Annotated in this window: 21 protein-coding genes; 9 read left to right on the top strand and 12 right to left on the bottom strand. The window is 66.2% G+C overall.

What is annotated here, in order from left to right:
* Nucleotides 1–48 precede the first annotated feature (48 nt).
* The 3 genes from lepB (at nt 49) to era (ending at nt 2,681) form a co-directional block, all read left to right on the top strand.
* Nucleotides 49–888: a signal peptidase I gene (lepB, locus tag G9473_RS06130; protein WP_291137282.1), complete on the top strand. Its 840-nt coding sequence runs from the start codon at nt 49–51 to the stop codon at nt 886–888.
* A complete protein-coding gene (rnc, locus tag G9473_RS06135) occupies nt 885–1,595 on the top strand; it encodes a ribonuclease III (RefSeq protein ID WP_291137285.1) in 711 nt (236 codons plus the stop codon). Before lepB ends, rnc begins: the two co-directional genes overlap by 4 nt.
* 189 nt (nt 1,596–1,784) lie before the next feature.
* Nucleotides 1,785–2,681, top strand: coding sequence for a GTPase Era (gene era / locus G9473_RS06140; protein WP_291137287.1), 897 nt, complete (start codon nt 1,785–1,787; stop codon nt 2,679–2,681).
* A 5-nt stretch (nt 2,682–2,686) separates the two neighbouring features.
* Here the strand turns inward: era and G9473_RS06145 are convergent, their stop codons facing one another.
* From G9473_RS06145 to G9473_RS06170, 6 genes are all read right to left on the bottom strand, one after another.
* Nucleotides 2,687–3,109: a hypothetical protein gene (locus G9473_RS06145; RefSeq protein ID WP_291137289.1), complete on the bottom strand. Its 423-nt coding sequence runs from the start codon at nt 3,107–3,109 to the stop codon at nt 2,687–2,689.
* 69 nt (nt 3,110–3,178) lie between these two features.
* Complete coding sequence (locus G9473_RS06150) at nt 3,179–4,249, bottom strand: acyltransferase (RefSeq protein ID WP_291137292.1); 1,071 nt, start codon at nt 4,247–4,249, stop codon at nt 3,179–3,181.
* Nucleotides 4,250–4,334: 85 nt separating this feature from the next.
* Nucleotides 4,335–4,820, bottom strand: a complete 486-nt coding sequence (locus G9473_RS06155) for a PleD family two-component system response regulator (RefSeq protein WP_367159662.1) — start codon at nt 4,818–4,820, stop codon at nt 4,335–4,337.
* Nucleotides 4,821–4,942: 122 nt separating this feature from the next.
* Complete coding sequence (locus G9473_RS06160) at nt 4,943–5,293, bottom strand: hypothetical protein (protein WP_291137295.1); 351 nt, start codon at nt 5,291–5,293, stop codon at nt 4,943–4,945.
* Between the two features lie 76 nt (nt 5,294–5,369).
* The gene (topA, locus tag G9473_RS06165; protein ID WP_291137298.1) at nt 5,370–7,940 is read right to left on the bottom strand and encodes a type I DNA topoisomerase; all 2,571 of its coding nucleotides are present in this window, start codon (nt 7,938–7,940) and stop codon (nt 5,370–5,372) included.
* Between the two features lie 71 nt (nt 7,941–8,011).
* Nucleotides 8,012–8,731 (bottom strand): hypothetical protein, encoded by a 720-nt coding sequence (locus G9473_RS06170; RefSeq protein WP_291137301.1) that lies wholly within the window; start codon nt 8,729–8,731, stop codon nt 8,012–8,014.
* Nucleotides 8,732–9,007: 276 nt separating this feature from the next.
* Between G9473_RS06170 and G9473_RS06175 the strand changes: the two genes are divergently transcribed.
* Entirely contained in the window at nt 9,008–9,469 is a 462-nt protein-coding gene (locus G9473_RS06175; RefSeq protein ID WP_291137304.1) for a superoxide dismutase family protein, read from the top strand.
* Between the two features lie 6 nt (nt 9,470–9,475).
* On the opposite strand, the gene dprA is transcribed toward G9473_RS06175, so the two are convergent.
* Both dprA and plsY read right to left on the bottom strand, forming a co-directional pair.
* Nucleotides 9,476–10,621 (bottom strand): DNA-processing protein DprA, encoded by a 1,146-nt coding sequence (dprA, locus tag G9473_RS06180; protein ID WP_291137307.1) that lies wholly within the window; start codon nt 10,619–10,621, stop codon nt 9,476–9,478.
* Nucleotides 10,622–10,718: 97 nt separating this feature from the next.
* Complete coding sequence (plsY, locus tag G9473_RS06185; RefSeq protein WP_291137310.1) at nt 10,719–11,315, bottom strand: glycerol-3-phosphate 1-O-acyltransferase PlsY; 597 nt, start codon at nt 11,313–11,315, stop codon at nt 10,719–10,721.
* Between the two features lie 182 nt (nt 11,316–11,497).
* On the opposite strand from plsY, the gene G9473_RS06190 reads away from it, so the two are divergent.
* From G9473_RS06190 to G9473_RS06205, 4 genes are all read left to right on the top strand, one after another.
* Nucleotides 11,498–12,211, top strand: coding sequence for a glutamate racemase (locus G9473_RS06190; protein ID WP_367159665.1), 714 nt, complete (start codon nt 11,498–11,500; stop codon nt 12,209–12,211).
* A 98-nt stretch (nt 12,212–12,309) separates the two neighbouring features.
* Entirely contained in the window at nt 12,310–13,530 is a 1,221-nt protein-coding gene (gene hemA, locus G9473_RS06195) for a 5-aminolevulinate synthase (RefSeq protein ID WP_291137313.1), read from the top strand.
* An 83-nt stretch (nt 13,531–13,613) separates the two neighbouring features.
* Nucleotides 13,614–14,306: a nitroreductase gene (locus G9473_RS06200; protein WP_291137316.1), complete on the top strand. Its 693-nt coding sequence runs from the start codon at nt 13,614–13,616 to the stop codon at nt 14,304–14,306.
* Nucleotides 14,307–14,440: 134 nt separating this feature from the next.
* Nucleotides 14,441–15,214: an alpha/beta fold hydrolase gene (locus G9473_RS06205; protein ID WP_291137319.1), complete on the top strand. Its 774-nt coding sequence runs from the start codon at nt 14,441–14,443 to the stop codon at nt 15,212–15,214.
* A 14-nt stretch (nt 15,215–15,228) separates the two neighbouring features.
* Here G9473_RS06205 and G9473_RS06210 read toward each other — a convergent pair whose 3' ends face one another.
* The 4 genes from G9473_RS06210 to G9473_RS06225 all read right to left on the bottom strand — a co-directional run bounded on the left by G9473_RS06210 (nt 15,229) and on the right by G9473_RS06225 (nt 18,024).
* On the bottom strand, nt 15,229–15,651 hold the full coding sequence (locus G9473_RS06210; protein WP_291137322.1) for a 2OG-Fe(II) oxygenase family protein: 423 nt from the start codon (nt 15,649–15,651) through the stop codon (nt 15,229–15,231).
* 19 nt (nt 15,652–15,670) lie between these two features.
* Nucleotides 15,671–15,961: a hypothetical protein gene (locus tag G9473_RS06215; RefSeq protein ID WP_291137325.1), complete on the bottom strand. Its 291-nt coding sequence runs from the start codon at nt 15,959–15,961 to the stop codon at nt 15,671–15,673.
* A gap of 47 nt (nt 15,962–16,008) precedes the next feature.
* Nucleotides 16,009–17,214, bottom strand: coding sequence for a type III PLP-dependent enzyme (locus tag G9473_RS06220; RefSeq protein ID WP_291137327.1), 1,206 nt, complete (start codon nt 17,212–17,214; stop codon nt 16,009–16,011).
* A 237-nt stretch (nt 17,215–17,451) separates the two neighbouring features.
* Nucleotides 17,452–18,024, bottom strand: a complete 573-nt coding sequence (locus tag G9473_RS06225; RefSeq protein ID WP_291137330.1) for a LemA family protein — start codon at nt 18,022–18,024, stop codon at nt 17,452–17,454.
* 75 nt (nt 18,025–18,099) lie between these two features.
* On the opposite strand from G9473_RS06225, the gene G9473_RS06230 reads away from it, so the two are divergent.
* Nucleotides 18,100–19,152, top strand: coding sequence for a DUF3137 domain-containing protein (locus G9473_RS06230; RefSeq protein WP_291137333.1), 1,053 nt, complete (start codon nt 18,100–18,102; stop codon nt 19,150–19,152).

Below are 19,152 nucleotides of genomic sequence, written 5' to 3' on the forward strand. Positions count from 1 at the left end.
GCAAACCCCCTTGGCGCTTTGGACGGGCTGCGAGTAAGGGGACTGGCGATGGATGTTAAGACCCAATCCGTGCCCGCCGATGCCTCGCAGGACGAGGGGAGCCGGGCGAAGGACGAAAGCTGGCTGGGCTTCGCGCGCTTCCTGCTGCTGGTGCTGCTGGGCGTGCTGGCGTTCCGCACGCTGGTCTTTTCGCCCTTCTCCATTCCATCGGAAAGTATGCTGCCGCGTCTGGTCAACGGCGACTACATCCTCGCGGCGAAATGGCCCTACGGCTACTCGCGCCATTCGCTGCCGTTCGACGCGCCGCTCGGCGAAGGGCGGCTGCTCGCGCGTAACCCGGCGCGGGGCGATATCGTCATATTCAAGCACCCGCTCGACCGTTCGGACTATATCAAGCGGGTGATCGGCCTGCCGGGCGACACCATCGGCATGGCCGGCGGCCAGATCGTGCTCAACGGCGAGCTCGTCCCGCGCGAGGCGGTGGCCGATTTCGAGATCGCGGTCTCGCCCAACACGACCTGCGCCTGGGGCGGCAAACCGATCATCGGCGCGGATGGCAGCGCGGTGTGCCGCTACGCCCGGTTCCGCGAGACCCTGCCGGGCGGGCGGCGATACGAAGTTCTCGATTTCGGCCAGACCGTCGCGGACAGCATGATACCCGTGACCGTGCCCCAGGGGCATATGTTCGTGATGGGCGACAACCGCGACAATTCGCGCGACAGCCGCTTTCCGGCAAAGGCGGGCGATGCGGTCGGCATCGTCCCGCTCGAAAACCTCGTCGGGCGGGCGAGCGTCATCATGTGGTCGACCGACGGCAGCGCCGAATGGATGAAGCCGTGGACCTGGGTTTCCGCCGCGCGCTGGGATCGCATCGGGACCGGGCTGTGAGCGGCGCCGGCGATCTCCCGACCGCAACGCGCGACTGGCTGGTCGAGGCCGGTTTCGGCGTCTCGGACGAGCGCGTCTGGCTCGAGGCGCTAACCCATGGCAGCTTCAACGGAAGCAGGGCCGCGGCGACTTCGGGCGGGCGCGAGATGGATTACCAGCGGCTCGAATTCCTCGGCGACCGCGTGCTCGGCCTGTCGGTGGCGAGCTGGCTCTACCACGCGGGCGACGCGCCAGAGGGGCGGCTCTCGCAGCGCCTCAACGCGCTCGTCAGCGGGCGCACCTGCGCGCGGATCGCTCGCGGGCTTGGCGTGCCCGATCACATCCGCCTCGGCAAGCAGGCGCGCGAGGACGGCGGCGCGGACAGCGACAAGATCCTGGGCGATGCAATGGAAGCGCTGATCGGGGCGAATTTCGTCGAGAACGGATACGACCATACCCGCGACATCGTCTATGCGCTGTGGGAGGACGAACTCGCGGGCGATGCGGGCAAGGCCAAGCATCCCAAGAGCGCGCTGCAGGAATGGGCCGCGGGCAACAGGCGCGCCATGCCGAGCTATTCCGTGGTCGATCGCAGCGGCCCCGACCACGCGGCACGCTTCACCGTCGAAGTCACCATCCCCAGCGTCGGCAGCGCCGAGGCGACCGCATCGAGCAAGGGCGAAGCCGAGAAACTCGCCGCGCAGAAATTCCTGGAGCAATACGGATGAGACGAAGCAACGCAAATGTTCCGCATATGTTCCACGTGGAACGTTCAAGCCGCAAGGAGCGCGCGCGATGAGCGAGACGCCAGGACGCATCGAAACCGCAAGGTTTCGCAAGGCCAAGCGGCCGCCCGCAGCCGCTCTTCGCCCCGGACTTGCTCCGGGGCGAAGAAACAGCGGCGAGGAGGTCATGCAATGACCACACAAAAATGCGGCGTGGTTGCCGTGATCGGTGCGCCCAATGCGGGCAAGTCGACGCTGGTGAACCAGCTCGTCGGCCAGAAGGTCGCGATCACCAGCGCCAAGGCGCAGACGACCCGCGCGCGGATGCTCGGGATCGCCCTGCACGGTCCTGTCCAGATGATCCTCGTCGACACACCCGGCATCTTCGCGCCGCGCCGCCGCCTCGACCGGGCCATGGTGAGCGCGGCCTGGGAAGGTGCCGAAAGCGCCGATGCGGTGCTGCTGCTGGTCGATCCGGTCAAGCAGCGGCGGCATGAACTCGAACCGCTGCTGGAGGCGCTCAAGGACCGACCCGAACGCAAGATCCTCGTCCTCAACAAGGTCGATGTCTCGAAGAAGGAGCCGCTCCTCGCGCTCGCGCAGGAGCTGTCGCAGAAAGTCGATTTCGCAGAGATCTTCTTCGTCTCCGCCCTCACCGGCGAAGGCGTGCCGGAAATGAAGGACGCGCTTGCCCAACTGATGCCGGAGGGGCCGTGGATGTATCCGGAAGACCAGGTATCCGACGCTTCCGAACGCCTGCTCGCCGCCGAGATCACGCGCGAACAGCTCTACCGCCAGCTGCACGAGGAACTGCCCTACGACAGCGCGGTGCGCCCCGAACTCTACCAGCACCGCCCCGACGGCAGCCTCGAGATCCACCAGCAGATCGTCGTCGCACGCGAAAGCCAGCGCCCCATCGTGCTCGGCAAGGGCGGTCAGCGGATCAAGGCGATCGGCGAGGCGGCGAGGAAGGAATTGTCCGACCTGCTGGGCGTGAAGGTCCACCTGTTCCTCCACGTCAAGCACGCCGAGGGGTGGAGCGAGGACAAGGAGATGTTCGAGGAAATGGGGCTGGACTGGGTGAAGTAGGTGCGTCAGCCGTGCTTCGCCAGAAACTCCGCAATCGCCGGATCGGTGAATTCCCTGACAGGATCGCTCGAGCGTCCAAAATGATCGAATTCGCCAGCATCGAACGCTTCGTAGACCTCCGACCACTGATGGGGATACGGCCCGCCATCCCCTTTCGGCCAGAAGTCGATGAGCAGCTCGATCAGCTCTCCCTCAAAAGAATTCGCCAACATATCGGCGGTCTCATAATCGAGCTCGCCGGTGTGATATGACCGGGCAAGAATTACCGCCAGTTTGTCGAACACCGCCGTAGCAAACTCCGGGCTGCGCCTCAGCGGCTTCTCCCGATCAACAAGAATGCCGCCGTGTTCGAGCAGATCGGCCTTTACGCCTGCGAAGTACGCTTGGGCGGCATCGGCGACTTCCCGTTCTGCATATATGGCGGACATGAAACCCCGGGTAGCGTGGCCGACGAGAGAGGCCAAGCCTTCAGCGCCGCCTGCGAGCGCGGCGGGACATCAAGGCCGGGGCGAAGGGGGCAGTTGTCCAGCCGGGACCGCGGGCGGCTGAGGCAGTGCGGGCCGTGCCAGTTTCGAGCGCAGCCACACCCGGCACGGCGTTTCCACCATCCGATAGCTGAGGTCCGACACGACCAGGACGGCCAGCCAGGCCGCAATCAGGACCGGCCAGACGAGCACCTCGGGAATCGGCTGCGAGCCGAACAGCAGGATGTTGAACCCCATGAATATGGGGATGTGCCACATATAGATCGAATAGCTCCTGTCGCCCAGCCACGTCAGCGCCGGGTGACGCAGGAAACTCATGCGAAGCGAGAACACGACCAACGCGGGAAAGAACGCGAAGCCCAGCTTCGCCCCGCGGCTGGCATCGGGCACGAACATCGCCGCGAGGGCGAAAGCCAGAAATGCGAACAGGACCGGCACCCTGTCGGCCTTGCGGTAACGGAACATGACGACCCCGGCGAAAAAGCCGCACAGCCCCCGCCCGATACGATCGACGGTCAGGTCGTCCCCGACGGTCATCAGCAATCCGACGACCGCGAGGCAACCCGAAACCTGGTAAAGCCGCTCGGGAAAGCGCGAGACCAGGAAATAGAAGATGACGTAACAATAGATCTCGACGGAGATGGACCATGACGCGACGTTGAAGCTTTTGCCGGTCTCGAGGCCGGATTCCTGCAACATCAGCAGATTCAGGGCGAAATGCCATGCACCATTCTCGACCCGTCCGCCCGAGGCCGGATTTCCGAACCAAAGGACGAATGCACACACAATCAGGGTTGCAAGGTGGAGCGGGTAAAGCCGCGCGAACCTTGCCCAGAAGAAATCCCGCCCCGACACCTCCCCGGCCTTTCGGTCGGCGTAGATATAGGCGAATATGAAGCCGGAGATGACGAAGAAGAGGTCCACGGCGACGAAACCGTTCTTGTGGAGCCAAGAAAAGACCGGCAGCCCGTCGAGCGGGCCGGACTGGAACTGGCCCGTCAGGTAATGCTGGTGGTAGATGAACGCGACCGCGAGCGCGGCCACTCCGCGCAGCGCGTCGATCTCGGCGAGCCTCCCCTTCATGCCCCGGCGCTAGCATTCAGGGGTTAATTTTTCCGATTGTCCGGCCCGCCCTTGGCGGACCGGGAGCCCAGTGCGGCGGCCTGCCTTACGCTCGGCCCAGCTGCTCCAGCTTGGCTTTCAGCGCGGCCTCGTCGAAGGGCTTGACGATATAGTCGTCCGCGCCCGCCTTGATGCCTTCGTGGATGTCGGTCGCATCGCCCTTGGAGGTGCAGAAAACCACCACCGGCGGCTTGGGCGTCGGGATCGCGCGCAGCTGGCGGACGAATTCGAGCCCATCCATTTCCGGCATATTCCAGTCGGTCAGCACGAGGTCGGGCATGGCCTTCTTGCAGCGGGCGAGCGCCTCGATCCCGTCCTGCGCTTCGACAGGCACGTAGCCGAGGCTCCTGGCGATCTTGCTCGACACCTTGCGGATCACGCGGCTGTCGTCGACGATCAGGCAGGCTTTCGCCTGTGCCTGCGCGCCCGCGCCCGCGCCGTCGCGCATCGCCTTGGCGGCGCGCACGATGGCATCGGTATCGCTGGTGTCGGCGCGCGAAGCCGCTGGGCGCGCCGCGCCTGCATCGACCACGTCGCTGCCCCCTGCCGCGTCTTCGGGCGTTTCGACCGGGTGCGTGTCCTCCGCCTCGGCAAGCTTTTCCGCCAGCGTCTTGCCCGCGTGGCGGCCCCGATGCGGCCCGGTGTTGCGCTTGATCAGATTTTGAATGGCTCGAACTCCCCTGCCTGCGCCGCGCCGTGGCCATAGCCGGTGTCGTAATCCTCAAGCCCCGGCTCGCGCGAGCCGCCGCCGCCGCCTTCGCCGGGCGTCATGCGGACGTGAAGATAAGGCATCCAGACATCGCCGAATTCGGCTTTCTGGTACCACACGTCGAGCACGTCGTAGCTCGCCCACATCCCGTCCGGTTCGCGCAGGCGGATGCCTTCGCCGATGCGCGGGACCGCAGCGAAGCGGATGCGCGTCTGGGTCTGGTGCGTCTCGTTCTGGACTTCGATCTCGATCACGGTTTCGGCCCTCGGGTCATGGGCCGGAGTGATACGGAACAATGCTTGACGATTTACCAACGCGCGAAAGGATGTCGGAGGGGCAGCGGTGTCCTGCCCCTACCCGCCTCGCCGCTACCTACTGCGCTGCTTCCTTTGAGGATTTCTTCGCCGCCGCCTTTTTCGCCGGGGCCTTCTTCGCCCCCGTTTTCTTCGCAGGCGCCTTCTTGCGGCCCTTCTTCTTCGCCGGGCCCTTGGCCGCGCGCGCGTCGATCAGTTCGATCGCCTGGGCAAGCTCGACATCCTCGGGTTTCACGTCCTTGGGGATGGTCGCATTGGTCGTGCCGTCGGTCACGTAAGGCCCGTAGCGTCCCGGCATGACCTTGATCTCGCCGCCGCTGGTCGGGTGTTCACCGAGCGTCTTGATCGGCTCCGCCTTGCCGCGCGACCCGCCCTTGCGATTGGCCGCTTCGGCGAGCAGCGCGACCGCAGCGTTCATGCCGGTTTCGAACACGTCGCGGGTCGAGGACAGCTTGGCATACTTGCCGTCATGGCGAAGATAGGGGCCATAGCGCCCGATCGCCGCCTCGATTTCCTTGCCGGTTTCGGGATGCGCCCCGATGATGCGCGGCAGGCCCAGGAGCTTGATCGCCCATTCGAGATCGAAATCGTCCACGTCCTTGGGGATACTCGCGCGTTTCGCTTCCTTGCCCTCGCCCATCTGGACATAGGGGCCGAAGCGTCCCGACTTTCGGTGGATTTCCTCGCCCGTCTCCGGGTGCTTGCCCATGAGGCCGTCCTCGGCCGGGTCCGCCCCGTCCGCGCCCGGCTGGGCGAAGCGGCGGGTGTACTTGCATTCGGGATAGTTGTTGCACGCGACGAAGGCACCGAAGCGTCCGCCGCGCAAGCTGAGGCGCCCCCCTTCACGGCCCTCCTGCTGGCACAGCGGGCAGGCGCGCGGGTCGGCCCCATCCTCGCGCGGGGGAAAGAGGTAGTCGGAAAGATAGTCGTCGAGCACCTCCGTGACCTCGGAGGGGAGCTTCTCCATCACTTCGTCCGCCTTGGGCTTGAAGTCGGCCCAGAACTTGGCGAGCAGTTCCTTGTAGTCCTCGCGACCGTCGGAGACGACGTCGAGCTCGTCCTCCATCCCGGCGGTGAAGTCGTAGGCGACATAGCGCGGGAAGAAGCGTTCGAGGAAGGCGGTCAACAGGCGGCCCGATTCCTCGGCGAAGAAGCGGTTCTTCTCCATCCGCACATAGTCGCGGTCGCGCAGGGTCTGGATGGTCGAGGCATAGGTCGAAGGACGTCCGATGCCGAGCTCCTCGAGCCTTTTCACAAGGCTAGCCTCGGAAAAACGCGGCGGGGGCTGGGTGAAATGCTGGTTCGCCTCGACCGCACGCTTGGTCGGGGAATCGCCCTTGCGCAGGATCGGAAGAAGGCCGTCCTCGTCGTCGTCCTTGTCGTCGAAGCCTTCCTGGTAGACTGCGAAATAGCCGGGAAATTTCACCACCTGCCCGGTCGCGCGCAATTCATGTTGCCCGGTCGCATCGCGAAGCGTGACGGTGGTGCGCTCCAGTTGCGCGGTCGCCATCTGGCTCGCCATGGCGCGCTTCCAGATCAGCGCATAAAGCTTCGCCTCGTCGCCCGAGCCCGCCCGGTCGCGGGCGAAATTGGTGGGCCGGATCGCTTCGTGCGCTTCCTGAGCATTCTTCGCCTTGGTGCTGTAATGGCGCGGCTTTTCGGGAAGGTAGCTCGCCTCGTAGCGCTCCTTGATGGCCTCGCGGCAGGCGGCAATCGCGCTGCCGTCCATCTGCACGCCGTCGGTCCGCATATAGGTGATCGCGCCCGCCTCGTAGAGCGATTGCGCGAGCCGCATGGTGTGGCTCGCCGAAAAGCCGAGCTTGCGCGAGGCTTCCTGCTGCATGGTCGAGGTGGTGAAGGGCGGCGCGGGATTGCGCTTGAGCGGCTTCGTTTCGACTTCCTCGACCGTGAAGCGCCCTGCCTCGACCGCGGCCTTGGCTTCCATCGCCATGCCCTCATGGCCGAGGCTGAGCTTCTCCAGCTTATCACCCTTGTAGCGCACCAGCCGCGCGTCGAACTCCGTCCCGTCGTGCTGGAGCTTCGCGATCACCGACCAGTATTCGTCGGCGCGGAAAGCCTCGATCTCGCGCTCGCGGTCGACGATCAGGCGCAGCGCCACCGACTGCACGCGGCCCGCGCTTTTGGCGCCCGGCAGCTTGCGCCACAGGACCGGCGACAGGGTAAAGCCGAACAGGTAATCGAGCGCGCGCCGCCCGAGATAGGCGTCGATCAGCGGCTGGTCGAGCTCGCGCGGTTTCGCCATCGCCTCGGTCACGGATTGCTTGGTGATCGAATTGAACGTCACCCGCTCGACGTTGGCGGGAAGCGCCTTGCGCTTCTTCAGGAGCTCCAGCACGTGCCAGCTGATCGCCTCCCCCTCGCGGTCGGGGTCGGTCGCAAGCACAAGCCGGTCGGCCTTCTTGGCGGCGTCGGCGATGTCCTTGATGCGGCTCTGCTTGTCCCGGTACGGCTCCCAGTCCATCGCGAAGTCCTCGTCCGGGCGGACGCTGCCGTCCTTGGGCGGGAGGTCACGGACATGGCCGTAGGAAGCGAGAACCTTGAAGTCAGGCCCAAGGTATTTCTCGATGGTTTTCGCCTTGGCGGGCGATTCGACAATGACAAGCTGCATGAGCGGTGGAAGCGTTCCTTACGTGTGCGTACGCGCGAAGGTGGGGTCGTCCCGCGCAGCTCGTCAAGCGCCTATTCGAACACCGCCGCGACTTCCTCGCCCTCGTCCGCGAGGCCGCGGAAAGTCGCCACGGCAAACGCGGTGAAGAGGACCACCATGACATCCTCGCCCGCCGCGTCGAAGAAGACGGCGCCAATCGAGCCCGGCCCGCCGGTGGCGGCGCTCGCCAAGTCCAACAGGACGGACACGATCAGGCCGATGGCGATCAGGACCACGGCCACGCCGAAGATCGGCCAGGACGATCCCGAAGTCATCTGCCAGCTTGTCCCGAAGGAATCCATCGCCGGCTCGTCCCGCGCGAGCAGGACCGGGATCAGCGGAACCCACCGCACGGCGACGATGATCCCCGGGATGACGAGCGCGAGGGTGGCAAGCACGATACCGAGGATCGAAAGCACGTAAACGAGCACGAAGGCCCAGAACCGTCCGAAACCCGGAGCCGGCTGGCGCGCCAGGAGCGCGGCGTAGAACCAGTAGGTGATGAGCACGCCGACCACGAAGCTGCCCAGCGCGACCAGCGCCCCGACAAGCCCGCCGCCAAGATCGCCGAAGGGCGCAGTGAGTGAGATCGGCACGCCGAAGAGGCTGAAATCGCCGCTGCCCTCGAACAGGCCCGCGGCCGTATCGATCGGGACCGCGATGGCGAGAAAGACCAGCACGATGCTCCGGCTGGCGCTGATTTCCTCGAAGGTCGAGGTGAGAAGATCTCCGAAGGAAATGGTGCGGTTCATGGATTGTCGACCCCTTTGCGTATTCGCCCTAGCTGCCAAGTTCGCGCGCGAGGTCAAGGGCGAAGTCGCTTCCTCGGCGCGGCGCGCGCGACGCTCGCTTCGCCCTTCCTTGGGAAACGCGGATGCGGCTCGGCCTGTTGCACCGACATGACAGGAGAAAAACCAATGTCACGCGATTTCAGACATTTCACCGCTGCCGCGCTCGGTGCGGGCGGCCTGCTCACTCTCGCCGCCGCCCCCGCGCTGGCCGACCACCACATGTAGAACGAGGCCCCGATGACCGTCCGCGCCGACGTGACGACCGCCGCGGGCGAGCCCGCCGGCCACGTCATCTTCAAACAGACCGATCACGGCGTCGTGGTCAAAGCGCGCCTCATGAACCTTTCACCCGGCGAACACGGCTTCCACATCCACGAAACCGGCGCGTGCTCGCCCGATTTCAAGGCCGCCGGGGGACACTACGATCCGCTGCGCGCCAAGCACGGCTTCGATAGCGAGGGCGGCTACCACGTGGGCGACCTGCCCAACCTCATCGTCGAGGCGGACGGCACCGCGAGCGCCGACTTCTTCGCGCCCCAACTCACGCTCGAAGCCTATGAAGACGACCGCTATCCCTTCACTCTCGCCGATGCGGACGGCTCGGCGGTGATGGTCCACGCAAAAGGCGACGACTACCAGGCGCAGCCTCCCGGCTCGACCGGCGAGCGGGTCGCCTGCGGGGTGATTTTCGCCGATTAAGCTTCGTCAGGCGGGGCCGCCCGACAGGCTCACCATGCCGCCGTCGTGGCGCTCGAGTTCGCCCGCCAGTTCCAGCTCGAGCAGCGCCATGTGGACCGCCGCCGGGCTCGCGCCCGATTGCCGGATCAGTTCGTCAACGGCGATCGGAGCCTTGGTGAGCAGGCGACCGACCGCGTCCCCGCCCTCCTCGCGCGCCTCGCCCCATTCGAGCCCTCGCAATTCCTTGTAGTCGAATGCGCTCGCCCCCTCGGCCACGCGAAAGGTCGATCGCGGCTGTCCTGTAAAGCCTTCGAGCAGTTCGACCACGTCCTCCACCGCCTGGACCAGCACCGCCCCGTCGCGGATCAGCCGGTTGCACCCGGTCGAGCGGGTGTCGAGCGGCGAGCCGGGGATCGCCATCACCTCACGCCCCGCCTCGCCCGCCAGCCGCGCGGTGATGAGCGAGCCCGATTTCGGCGCGGCCTCGACCACCAGCGTGCCGCTGGATAGCCCGGCGATGATCCGGTTGCGGCTGGGAAAGTGCCGCCCGCGCGGCTCGGTCCCGGGGGGCTGTTCGGCGATCAGCAGGGCTTCGGAGGCGATCCGTTCCTGAAGCTCTTCGTGCTGCGGCGGATAGGCGACGTCGATCCCGCTCGCGATCACCCCGATGGTGGCCGGCATCGCGCCTTCATGCGCCGCCCCGTCGATCCCGCGCGCAAGGCCGGAGACCACGGTGAAGCCGGCCTCCGCCAACCCGGTGCCGAATTCGCGCGCCAGCTTGACCGCAGCGGCCGAGGCGTTGCGCGCGCCCACGATCGCGACGCAGGGCCGCGTCGCGAGCGCAAGGTCGCCGCGGCAGGTGAGGATCGGCGGCGCGCTTTCGAGTTCGCCGAGCAGCGCCGGGTAATCCGGCTGGTCGTGGAAGAGATAGCGCGCGCCCGCTGCAATGACGCCTTCGACTTCACGCTCGATCCGTTCGGCGGGGGCGGGGCGGTAGGCGTCCTTCCCCCGCCGCGCGAGGTCGGGCAGCGCGTCGAGAGCTTCCGCCGCCGTGCCGAACCGGGCGAGGAGCTGGGCATAGCTGACGGGGCCGATATTGGGTGAGCGCAGCAGGCGGATACGCGCGAAGGCTTCGGATTGCGACAAGCCGCCTGTCTGCGTTGCCGTTGCCATGCGCCCTTCCTGCGTCATCCCAGCGAAGGCTGGGTTCCCCCGTTCGGCCAACCCCCGCCTCCCGGCTTTCCGCGAGAAATCAAGGATGCGGGCCTTGTCACGCCTTCCCCCCGACCTTGGGCTCCTCGCCCTTCATCAGGCGCGAGATGTTCTCCCGGTGGAGCCAGAAGATCAGCACCGCAATGGCGGCGAGAACCGGGAAGTAATCGGCATAGCCGAACAGGGGTGCGGCGGCGGCGGCGGCGACCACCGCGCTCATGCCGGCAAGCGAGGAGATGCGGAATATGCCAAGTACCGACAGCCATACCAGCGCATAGGCCAGCCCGATCGGCCAGCCAAGGCCGAAGGAGACGCCCGCATTGGTGGCAACGCCCTTGCCGCCCTTGAAACCCAGCCAGACCGGGAAGCAGTGGCCCAGTACCGCGCCTGCTGCGGCAAAGGCTTTCGCCACGTCGCCCGATTCGCCCGGCCACAGCATCCCCGCCGCGATGACCGGTGCCAGTCCCTTCACCAGGTCGAGCAGCAGGGTCGCCGCCGCCAGCCCTTTCGATCCCGTACGCAACACGTTGGTCGCGCCGATATTGCCGCTGCCCTGCTTGCGCACGTCGCCCTTCCCCGCCGCCAGCGTCAGCAGCAGGCCGAAGGGGATCGACCCCGAAAGATAGCCCAGCAATGCGGCGAGATAGACGTCCATGTGCACCCTTGTCAGTCCCCCGGCCGGGACGTCGGCTTTCCTTTTGGAAACGCCTAGGTAATAGCACGAGGCCCGGCAAGCATTCGAGACGAGAAACGACCATTCCCGACCCATCCGCGCCTATCCTGCTGTTCGATTCCGGCGTCGGCGGGCTGTCCGTCTACGACGCGCTGCGGCGGATCATGCCCGATGCGCCGGTGATCTACGCCGCCGACCTTGCAGGGCTCCCCTACGGCACCAAGACCGAGCCGCAGGTCGCCGCGCGGGTTGCAGGGCTGCTGGGGCGGATGAGCGAGCGTTTCGCCCCGCGCCTCGTCTGCATCGCCTGCAACACCGCCAGCACCATTGCGCTCGGCATGGTGCGCGACGTGCTCGAAGTGCCGATCGTCGGCACTGTCCCCGCGATCAAGCCTGCTGCCGCCGCGACGCGCTCGGGCGTGATCGGCCTCGTCGGGACCGGCGCGACCATCCGGCAGACCTATGTCGACGATCTCGAGACGCGCTTTGCCGCGGGCAAGCTGCTCCACCGCATCGCCGCCCCCGGCCTCGTCGCGCTGGCCGAGGACAAGCTGCGCGGCCACCCGCTCGACCTCGTCGCCGTCGAGGAGGCGCGCGCGGGTCTTGCCGCGATGGAGCGCGGGGAAGAGATCGACACGCTGGTTCTCGCCTGCACCCATTTCTCGCTGCTCAAGGAGGAACTGGGCGCGGCTTTCGGGCTGGACGTCGCGCTGGTCGACGGGGCGGACGGCATCGCCCGGCGGATCGCGCACCTGCTCGAAGGGCAGGAGATCGCGCCTGCGCCATCGCGCTTCGTCGTGACCGGCCCGCTCGAAGCCGCCGCCGGGCTCGAGCCGTGCCTTGCCGCGCGCGGGTTTTTGGCGGTCGAACCATTCTGAAACCTGCAAACCGCTTGCAAAGATCGCGGGTGGTCAAATCCGGCCGCGAACCCTAGATAGCGGCGCGAAGGGATATTCCAGACAAGAGCCGGCGCGACGTGAATTACGACCAGATCTTCGATGCGGCGATCGACCGCCTCCACGAGGAAGGCCGCTATCGCGTCTTCATCGACATCATGCGCAACAAGGGCGCCTATCCCAACGCGCGCTGCTTTCACGGGCACAACGGGCCCAAGCCCATCACCGTGTGGTGCTCGAACGACTATCTCGCCATGGGCCAGCACGACAAGGTCATCGGCGCGATGGAAGATGCGCTGCACGATGTCGGCGCCGGCAGCGGCGGCACGCGCAATATCGGCGGGAACACGCATCTCCATGTCGAACTGGAGGCTGAACTCGCAGACCTCCACGGCAAGGAAGGCGCGCTGCTGTTCACCAGCGGATATGTCTCGAACGACGCGACATTGTCGACGCTGGCGAAGCTGCTGCCCGGCTGCATCATCTTCTCCGATGAATTGAACCACGCGAGCATGATCGCCGGCATCCGCAATTCGGGCTGCGACAAGCGGGTGTTTCGGCACAACGACGTCGCGCATCTCGAAGAACTGCTCGCCGCCGAAGACCCCGCGACGCCCAAGGTGATCGCCTTCGAAAGCGTTTATTCGATGGACGGCGACGTCGCCCCGATCCACGCGATCTGCGATTTGGCCGAAAAGTACAACGCGCTCACCTATATCGACGAGGTCCATGCGGTCGGGATGTACGGCGCACGCGGTGGCGGGATTTCGGAACGCGACGAGGCGGCGCACCGGATCGACATCATCGAAGGCACGCTGGGCAAGGCATTCGGCGTGATGGGCGGCTATATCGCGGCGGACAAGCGCGTGATCGACTGCATCCGCTCCTACGCGCCGGGCTTCATCTTCACGACCTCGCTTTCCCCCGTGCTGGTCGCGGGCGTGCTCGCCTCGGTCCGGCATCTGAAATCCTCGAGCGTCGAGCGTGACGCGCAGCAGGCCAACGCCGCCATGCTCAAGCTGAAACTGGCCGAGGCGGGCCTGCCGGTGATGGATTCGACCACGCATATCGTCCCGCTGATGGTGGGCGATCCGGTGCGCGCGAAGCAGATCAGCGACATCCTGCTCGCCGAATACGGCGTCTACGTCCAGCCGATCAACTTCCCCACCGTCCCGCGCGGCACCGAACGCCTGCGCTTCACTCCCGGTCCGATGCACACCGAGCCGATGATGGACGAGCTGACGAGCGCGCTGGTGGAGATCTGGGACCGGCTGGGGCTGGCTCTGAGGAAAGCGGCGTGATCCGCCCGGCCCTGCCGTAGCGTCCTTTGCCCGGCTTGCGGCCTGCGCTAGCTCTGCCCCTGCATCGAATCGGGGAGAGAGACGTGGGCGGATCGCCTGACCAGACCTACAGCGAAGTCGTCATGGGGCGCCGCAGCATCCGGGGTTATCTCGACAAGCCCGTGCCGCGTGCGCTGATCGAGGAAATCCTCGGCATGGCGATGCGCTCGCCCACCAGCATGAACACCCAGCCCTGGCATTTCCACGTCATCACCGGCGAGCCATTGGACCGCATTCGCAAGGGGAACACGGAGAACATCCTCGCCGGCGTCCCTGACAGCCGCGAGTTCCGCCGCGGCCATCCCTTCGAAGGCGTCCACCGCGAACGCCAGGTCGAGGTCGCCAAGCAGCTCTTCGGTGCGATGGGCATCGCGCGGGACGACAAGGAGGGACGGCAGGACTGGGTGCTGCGCGGCTTCCGCCAGTTCGATGCGCCGGTCTGCGTGATCGTCACCTATGACAAGGAGCTTTCCGACAGCGACGACACCGCCTTCGATTGCGGCGCTGTGACGACCGCGCTGGTCAACGCGGCGTGGTCGAGGGGTCTGGGCTGCGTCATCAATTCGCAGGGCATCATGCAGTCGCCGGTCGTGCGCGAACACGCCGGCATTCCCGAGGACCAGGTGATCATGAAGGCGGTCGCGATGGGCTGGCCCGACCCGGACTTCCCGGCCAATGCCGTGGTCTCGAAGCGCAAGAGCGTCGAGGAAGCGGCGCGCTTCGTCGGCTTCGACTGAACATCCGGGCTTGCCTGACCGCGGCAGGCTATGATCGATCGACCATGGCAAGGTTGCGCGACCACGGCTCCCAAAAGCCTTGGACCGCTTTTCGATCAACGGCACAAACGCGCGCCCGCCGCGTTTTGTCGATAATGGAACACGGAGACGCCCGCGCCGGACGAGCACAGGAAAACCCCGAACGGGTGCTTCCCACGGGCCTGCGAGCGCGGCTCCTTTACTGGCTCGAAATTCCGCGTTTCCTGAAAACGGTCGCCACCCTGCCGCTGCGCCTTGTACGCCATTGGCCTCGGCGCCGGACCGCCCGCGCAGGCGAGCCCCTTCCGGTCGTCGTCGTGCCCGGCTTCGGTTTCACCGATAGATCGACCCTGTTCCTGCGCTGGTATCTGAGGCGCTGCGGTTTCGCCGCGCAAGGCTGGGGGCTGGGGCGCAACATGGGACGCAAGACGATCGGGCTCCACAACGCTCGCGCGATCCGTGCCGTAGAAGAGCGAGCGCGCCGCGCGGGGCAGCCGGTCGCGCTGGTCGGCTGGAGCATGGGCGGCATCGTCGCGCGCATGGTCGCCCGCGCCCGGCCCGACCTCGTCACTCGCGTCGTCTCACTGAGCGCGCCCTTCACCGGCAATCCCTACGACAACCGCGCATGGCCGCTATACGAGGAAATGGCCGGCCACCGGCTCGACGACCCCGTCGCCAGCCGCCAGATCGAACGCAGCCGGGAGCCGCCGCCCGTCCCCTCGCTCGCGATCCATTCGAAAAGCGACGGCATCGTTGCCGCGGAATGCTGCATCGAGCGCGACCTGCCGCGCACCACCAATATCGAGGTGCGCGCGGGCCATTTCGAAATCGGCTTCAAGCCTTCAGTGCTCGCGCTCGTGGCAGAGGAACTCGCAGCGCAACCCGTCTAGGTCCGGGGTGCAGGTCACGGCTTGCGCCCGCCGCGCAGCCAGCCGGTGATCGAATAGCGCCGCCGCGGGACCCAGGGCGCGACCATCGACACGCTGTGAAGCTGCGGGACGGCGAACAGGTTGAGCGCATTGAAAGACGGAACCAGCGCCTCGGCACGGGCCTCGCCCGGCGCATGAAAGACCAGCAGCCCGCCCCAGTCCGCCGTCCAGTCGCACGAGAGGTTCATGACATAGGCAGCCTTGCGGTTCTTGCCCGCGACATCGTCGTCGTGCGCGGTCAGGAAATGGCCCGGACCATAGGCGGTCGCCTGCGCGTCGGCATAGGAAGCGGCGCCCGCGCCGATTACCGTGCGGACAAAATCGAGCGCGGGCTCGTCCGACAGGAACCGCGCGAAATCGTCGAGCACCGATCCGCGCGCGCCGGTCCGCTTCCGCATCGGGCACGCGGATCGTTTCCTATCGGAACTGGAAGCCCGCGCGCGCCTGCGCGTTCACCGCCTGGTCGAGCGCCTCGCGTTGGCCTTCGTCCATTTCGCCCTGCGTCTTGCGATCCAGTTCGAACAGCTTTTCGCCCGCATTGATGACGAGCCGCCATTCCTCTTCGGCCGCCTTGAGGTGATCGAGCAGGCGCTCGGCGTCCTCGGCGACGAGAAAATCGGGAATGTGGACGCGCCCCGCGCGCGCGAACTCGCGGGCGAGCGCCTCGGGATCGAGCGCGGGATTGATGCGAAAAGCCGGGCGCGTCATGCCGGACCCATAGGCCCGGCATGGCGCGATGGCGAGAGGCGAGCGCCCTAGCGCAGGTTCACGACGTTGTCGGAAGCCGGGCGTTCCCGCTCGCCGGTGAAGCAGCTCATCATTGGCTCGTCGGTGACGATCACCTTTTCGGCATTGCCGAAGCCATTGAAGCCGGTCTTCATCGCCGCCCCGTAGGCGCCGAGCATCCCGATCTCGATATAGTCGCCCGCCTGGATATCGCCCGGCAAGGAGAACGGCCCGGCCATGTAGTCGGCATCGTCGCAGGTCGGCCCGTAGAAGGCGAAATCTTCCGGCGCATCGCGCAGGTCATCCTCGAGCGCGCTGACCGGAAAACGCCACGCGACGTGTGCCGCGTCGTAGAGCGCGCCATAGGCCCCGTCGTTGATGAACAGTTCCGTCCCGCGGCGCTTTTCGACCTTGACGATCATCGAGGAATATTCCGCGCACAGCGCGCGGCCCGGCTCGCACCACAGCTCCGCATTGTAGGCGATGGGGAGCGCATAGAAGTGCTGGTGGATGATCGCGAAATAGTCCTCGAGCGGGGGCGGCTCCATGCCCGGATAGATGCTCGGGAAACCGCCGCCCACGTCGATCATGTCGATCACGACCGAGGCCTCGGCAATGGCCGCGCGGGTGCGGTCGAGCGCCTGGACGAAGGCGAAGGGAGTCATCGCCTGGCTGCCCACGTGAAAGCACACGCCGAGCCAGTCGCAATGCTGGCGCACCTGCTGCAGCAGCGCGGGCGCATCGGTGAGGTCGCAGCCGAACTTGCTGGCGAGCGAAAGCTCGGAATATTCTGAGGAAACGCGCAGCCGCACGCACAGGCGAAGGTCATGCGCCGGCTCGCCCGTTTCGGGGTCGCGGCAGGCATCGACGATCTTTTCGAGCTCCTCGAGCGTGTCGAGGCTGAAGGTCTTCACGCCGTGCTGGTGGTACGCCTCGCGGATCGCGCTCGGCGTCTTGATCGGGTGCATGAAGCACAGCACGGCATCGGGCAGCGCCGCGCGCACCAACCGCACCTCTGCGATCGAGGCGACATCGTAATGGGTCACGCCCGCATCCCACAGCACCTCGATCAAATCGGGTGCGGGATTGGCCTTGACCGCGTAGAGCACCTTGCCGGGAAACTTGCCGACAAAGAACTCCGCAGCCCGGCGCGCAGCGTGCGGCCGGTTGAGGATGATCGGTTCATCCGGGCAAAGGGCCCGGGCTACAGCCTTGGCGTCGGGATATGTGCGCAATTCAAGGGACCCCCAGAGGTTTAGCGTTGAACCAAACGGTTTGAGCCTGCCTTGCGGTCATGTCCCTTGGGGCAGAGGAAGCGCGCATATAGAGACTTCGCACAGCGACGCAATGATAAATCTCGCGCGCTTGCGGGCCGCACACCGGCTCGCCGCGTTCGGCGTTGTAAATCAACGCAAATGCGCGCCCAAGTTCCTCGCGGATGCGCTGTGTCGGCGGGCCGTGCCGCCGATCCGTCAGAACGAGATCGCAGGGACCTGGTCGACCGTGCCCTTTTCGCTGTCGTCGAGCCGGTTGAAATCGGCCTCGCGAAAGCCGAGCGCGCCCGCGAACAGCACGGCGGGAAAGGCTTCGCGCGCCGAATTGAACCGCGCGACCGCCGCGTTGAGCGCCCGGCGGGCGGCGGCGAGCTTGTCCTCGACATCGGCGAGTTCGCGCTGCAATTCCTGGAAATTGGCCGACGCCTTGAGATCGGGATAGGCTTCGCCCAGCGCCAGCAGGTTGTCGAGCGCGACGCGAAGCCCCTGTTCGCTCGCGCTGTCCGGCCCGCCCCGCGCGGCGCGGTTGCGCGCCTCTATCACCGCTTCGAGAGTCGAGCTTTCGTGGCCCGCATAGCCCTTCACCGTCTCGACGAGGTTGGGGATGAGATCGTGCCGCTGGCGCAATTGCGCGTCGATATCGGCCACGCCCTGCCGCACGTTCTGGCGCAGCGAGACGAGGTTGTTGTAGATGCCGATGACCAGCACAAGCGCCGCCACGGCGATGACGAGGACCGCAGACGTCCAGAACCAGCCAAGAATATCGACCATTTGCTCACCCCTCCTTTACGGGTCGGCCCTATGTTAGCCGCAATTGGTTAAGCAAAAGCGGCGGGAAATCATACGATGCGCGCGGACGTGAGCGGGCTGATGCAGGGCGAACTCGGCGACTGGCTCGCGGGCCAGGGCGAGATGCGCGCACAGGCGAAGGAGCAGGCCGCCTCGCGCTGGACGTGGAGCGCAGCGGCGCTGATGCCCGCGCTCGCCTTTGTCTGGTTCGGCCCCGAATGGGGATTCGACCTCAAGGCGGTGATGACTTTCTTCGGCGTGGTCGGCGTGATCGTTTGGGGCTACCAGCCGATCGCGCAGGCGAAGAAGGCGATCAAGATCGGGATCAATGCCGGGATAGCGAAGAGCCTCGGCATATCCTACGAACACGACGTCGAACCGGGCGCGGAATTCGAAGCGGCGAAACGCTATGGTCTCGTGCCGCGCTATGATCGCGACAGTTTCGAGGACCATTGGCACGGCGCGCTCGAAGGACACGAATTCTCGCTCTACGAAGCCCATCTGGAAGAACGCCGCGGCTCGGGCAAGAACCGCCGCTGGGTCACGGTGTTCCGGGGTGCGATCGTGAAGATGCGATTCGGACGCGAATTCCGCTCGACCACGCTGCTCCAGCGCGCCGGGCGGCACAAGGCATGGTTCGGGCTCGGCGGGACGAAAGACAGCGTCGATTTCGACGGCCACCTGCTTGCCTATGTCGATCAGGTCCATCCCGCCTTCGAGGATGCCTTCGACCTTTATTCGGATGACGCGGTCGAGGCGCGCGTGCTCGTCCACCCGGCCTATGTCGAACACCTCGTCGCGCTCGAAAAGACGTTTCGCGGCAAGGCGGTGCGCGCGCTGTTCATGCGCGGCGAAGTGATCGTCGCGGTCGAGCAGCGCGAAAACCTGTTCGAAAGCGGCTCGATGGACCCGGAAAAGGACCGAATGCTGGCCGAGGAAACCGCCGACAACTTCGCCGCGCTCGCCAGGCTCGCCCTGTCGATCAATCAGACCGAGCGCGGGCGCGTGGTGGCGAAGGAACGCCCCGCCCCGCCCGCGCCCCCGCGCGAGGACGCGGCGCAATACGCCAAGCGCCGCGCAGGGGGCGGCTTCGGGCGCAAGGGGTTGTGA

The sequence above is a fragment of the Erythrobacter sp. genome (assembly GCF_011765465.1).
Taxonomy (GTDB): domain Bacteria; phylum Pseudomonadota; class Alphaproteobacteria; order Sphingomonadales; family Sphingomonadaceae; genus Erythrobacter.

What these genes read in the sequence shown, in the direction of transcription:
- lepB (WP_291137282.1), top strand. Translation starts at nt 49, where the DNA reads ATGGATGTTAAGACCCAATCCGTGCCCGCCGATGCCTCGCAGGACGAG.
- era (WP_291137287.1), top strand. Translation starts at nt 1,785, where the DNA reads ATGACCACACAAAAATGCGGCGTGGTTGCCGTGATCGGTGCGCCCAAT.
- G9473_RS06145 (WP_291137289.1), bottom strand. Translation starts at nt 3,109, where the DNA reads ATGTCCGCCATATATGCAGAACGGGAAGTCGCCGATGCCGCCCAAGCG.
- G9473_RS06150 (WP_291137292.1), bottom strand. Translation starts at nt 4,249, where the DNA reads ATGAAGGGGAGGCTCGCCGAGATCGACGCGCTGCGCGGAGTGGCCGCG.
- topA (WP_291137298.1), bottom strand. Translation starts at nt 7,940, where the DNA reads ATGCAGCTTGTCATTGTCGAATCGCCCGCCAAGGCGAAAACCATCGAG.
- G9473_RS06170 (WP_291137301.1), bottom strand. Translation starts at nt 8,731, where the DNA reads ATGAACCGCACCATTTCCTTCGGAGATCTTCTCACCTCGACCTTCGAG.
- G9473_RS06175 (WP_291137304.1), top strand. Translation starts at nt 9,008, where the DNA reads ATGACCGTCCGCGCCGACGTGACGACCGCCGCGGGCGAGCCCGCCGGC.
- dprA (WP_291137307.1), bottom strand. Translation starts at nt 10,621, where the DNA reads ATGGCAACGGCAACGCAGACAGGCGGCTTGTCGCAATCCGAAGCCTTC.
- plsY (WP_291137310.1), bottom strand. Translation starts at nt 11,315, where the DNA reads ATGGACGTCTATCTCGCCGCATTGCTGGGCTATCTTTCGGGGTCGATC.
- G9473_RS06190 (WP_367159665.1), top strand. Translation starts at nt 11,498, where the DNA reads ATGCCCGATGCGCCGGTGATCTACGCCGCCGACCTTGCAGGGCTCCCC.
- G9473_RS06205 (WP_291137319.1), top strand. Translation starts at nt 14,441, where the DNA reads ATGGAACACGGAGACGCCCGCGCCGGACGAGCACAGGAAAACCCCGAA.
- G9473_RS06210 (WP_291137322.1), bottom strand. Translation starts at nt 15,651, where the DNA reads ATGCGGAAGCGGACCGGCGCGCGCGGATCGGTGCTCGACGATTTCGCG.
- G9473_RS06215 (WP_291137325.1), bottom strand. Translation starts at nt 15,961, where the DNA reads ATGACGCGCCCGGCTTTTCGCATCAATCCCGCGCTCGATCCCGAGGCG.
- G9473_RS06225 (WP_291137330.1), bottom strand. Translation starts at nt 18,024, where the DNA reads ATGGTCGATATTCTTGGCTGGTTCTGGACGTCTGCGGTCCTCGTCATC.
- G9473_RS06230 (WP_291137333.1), top strand. Translation starts at nt 18,100, where the DNA reads ATGCGCGCGGACGTGAGCGGGCTGATGCAGGGCGAACTCGGCGACTGG.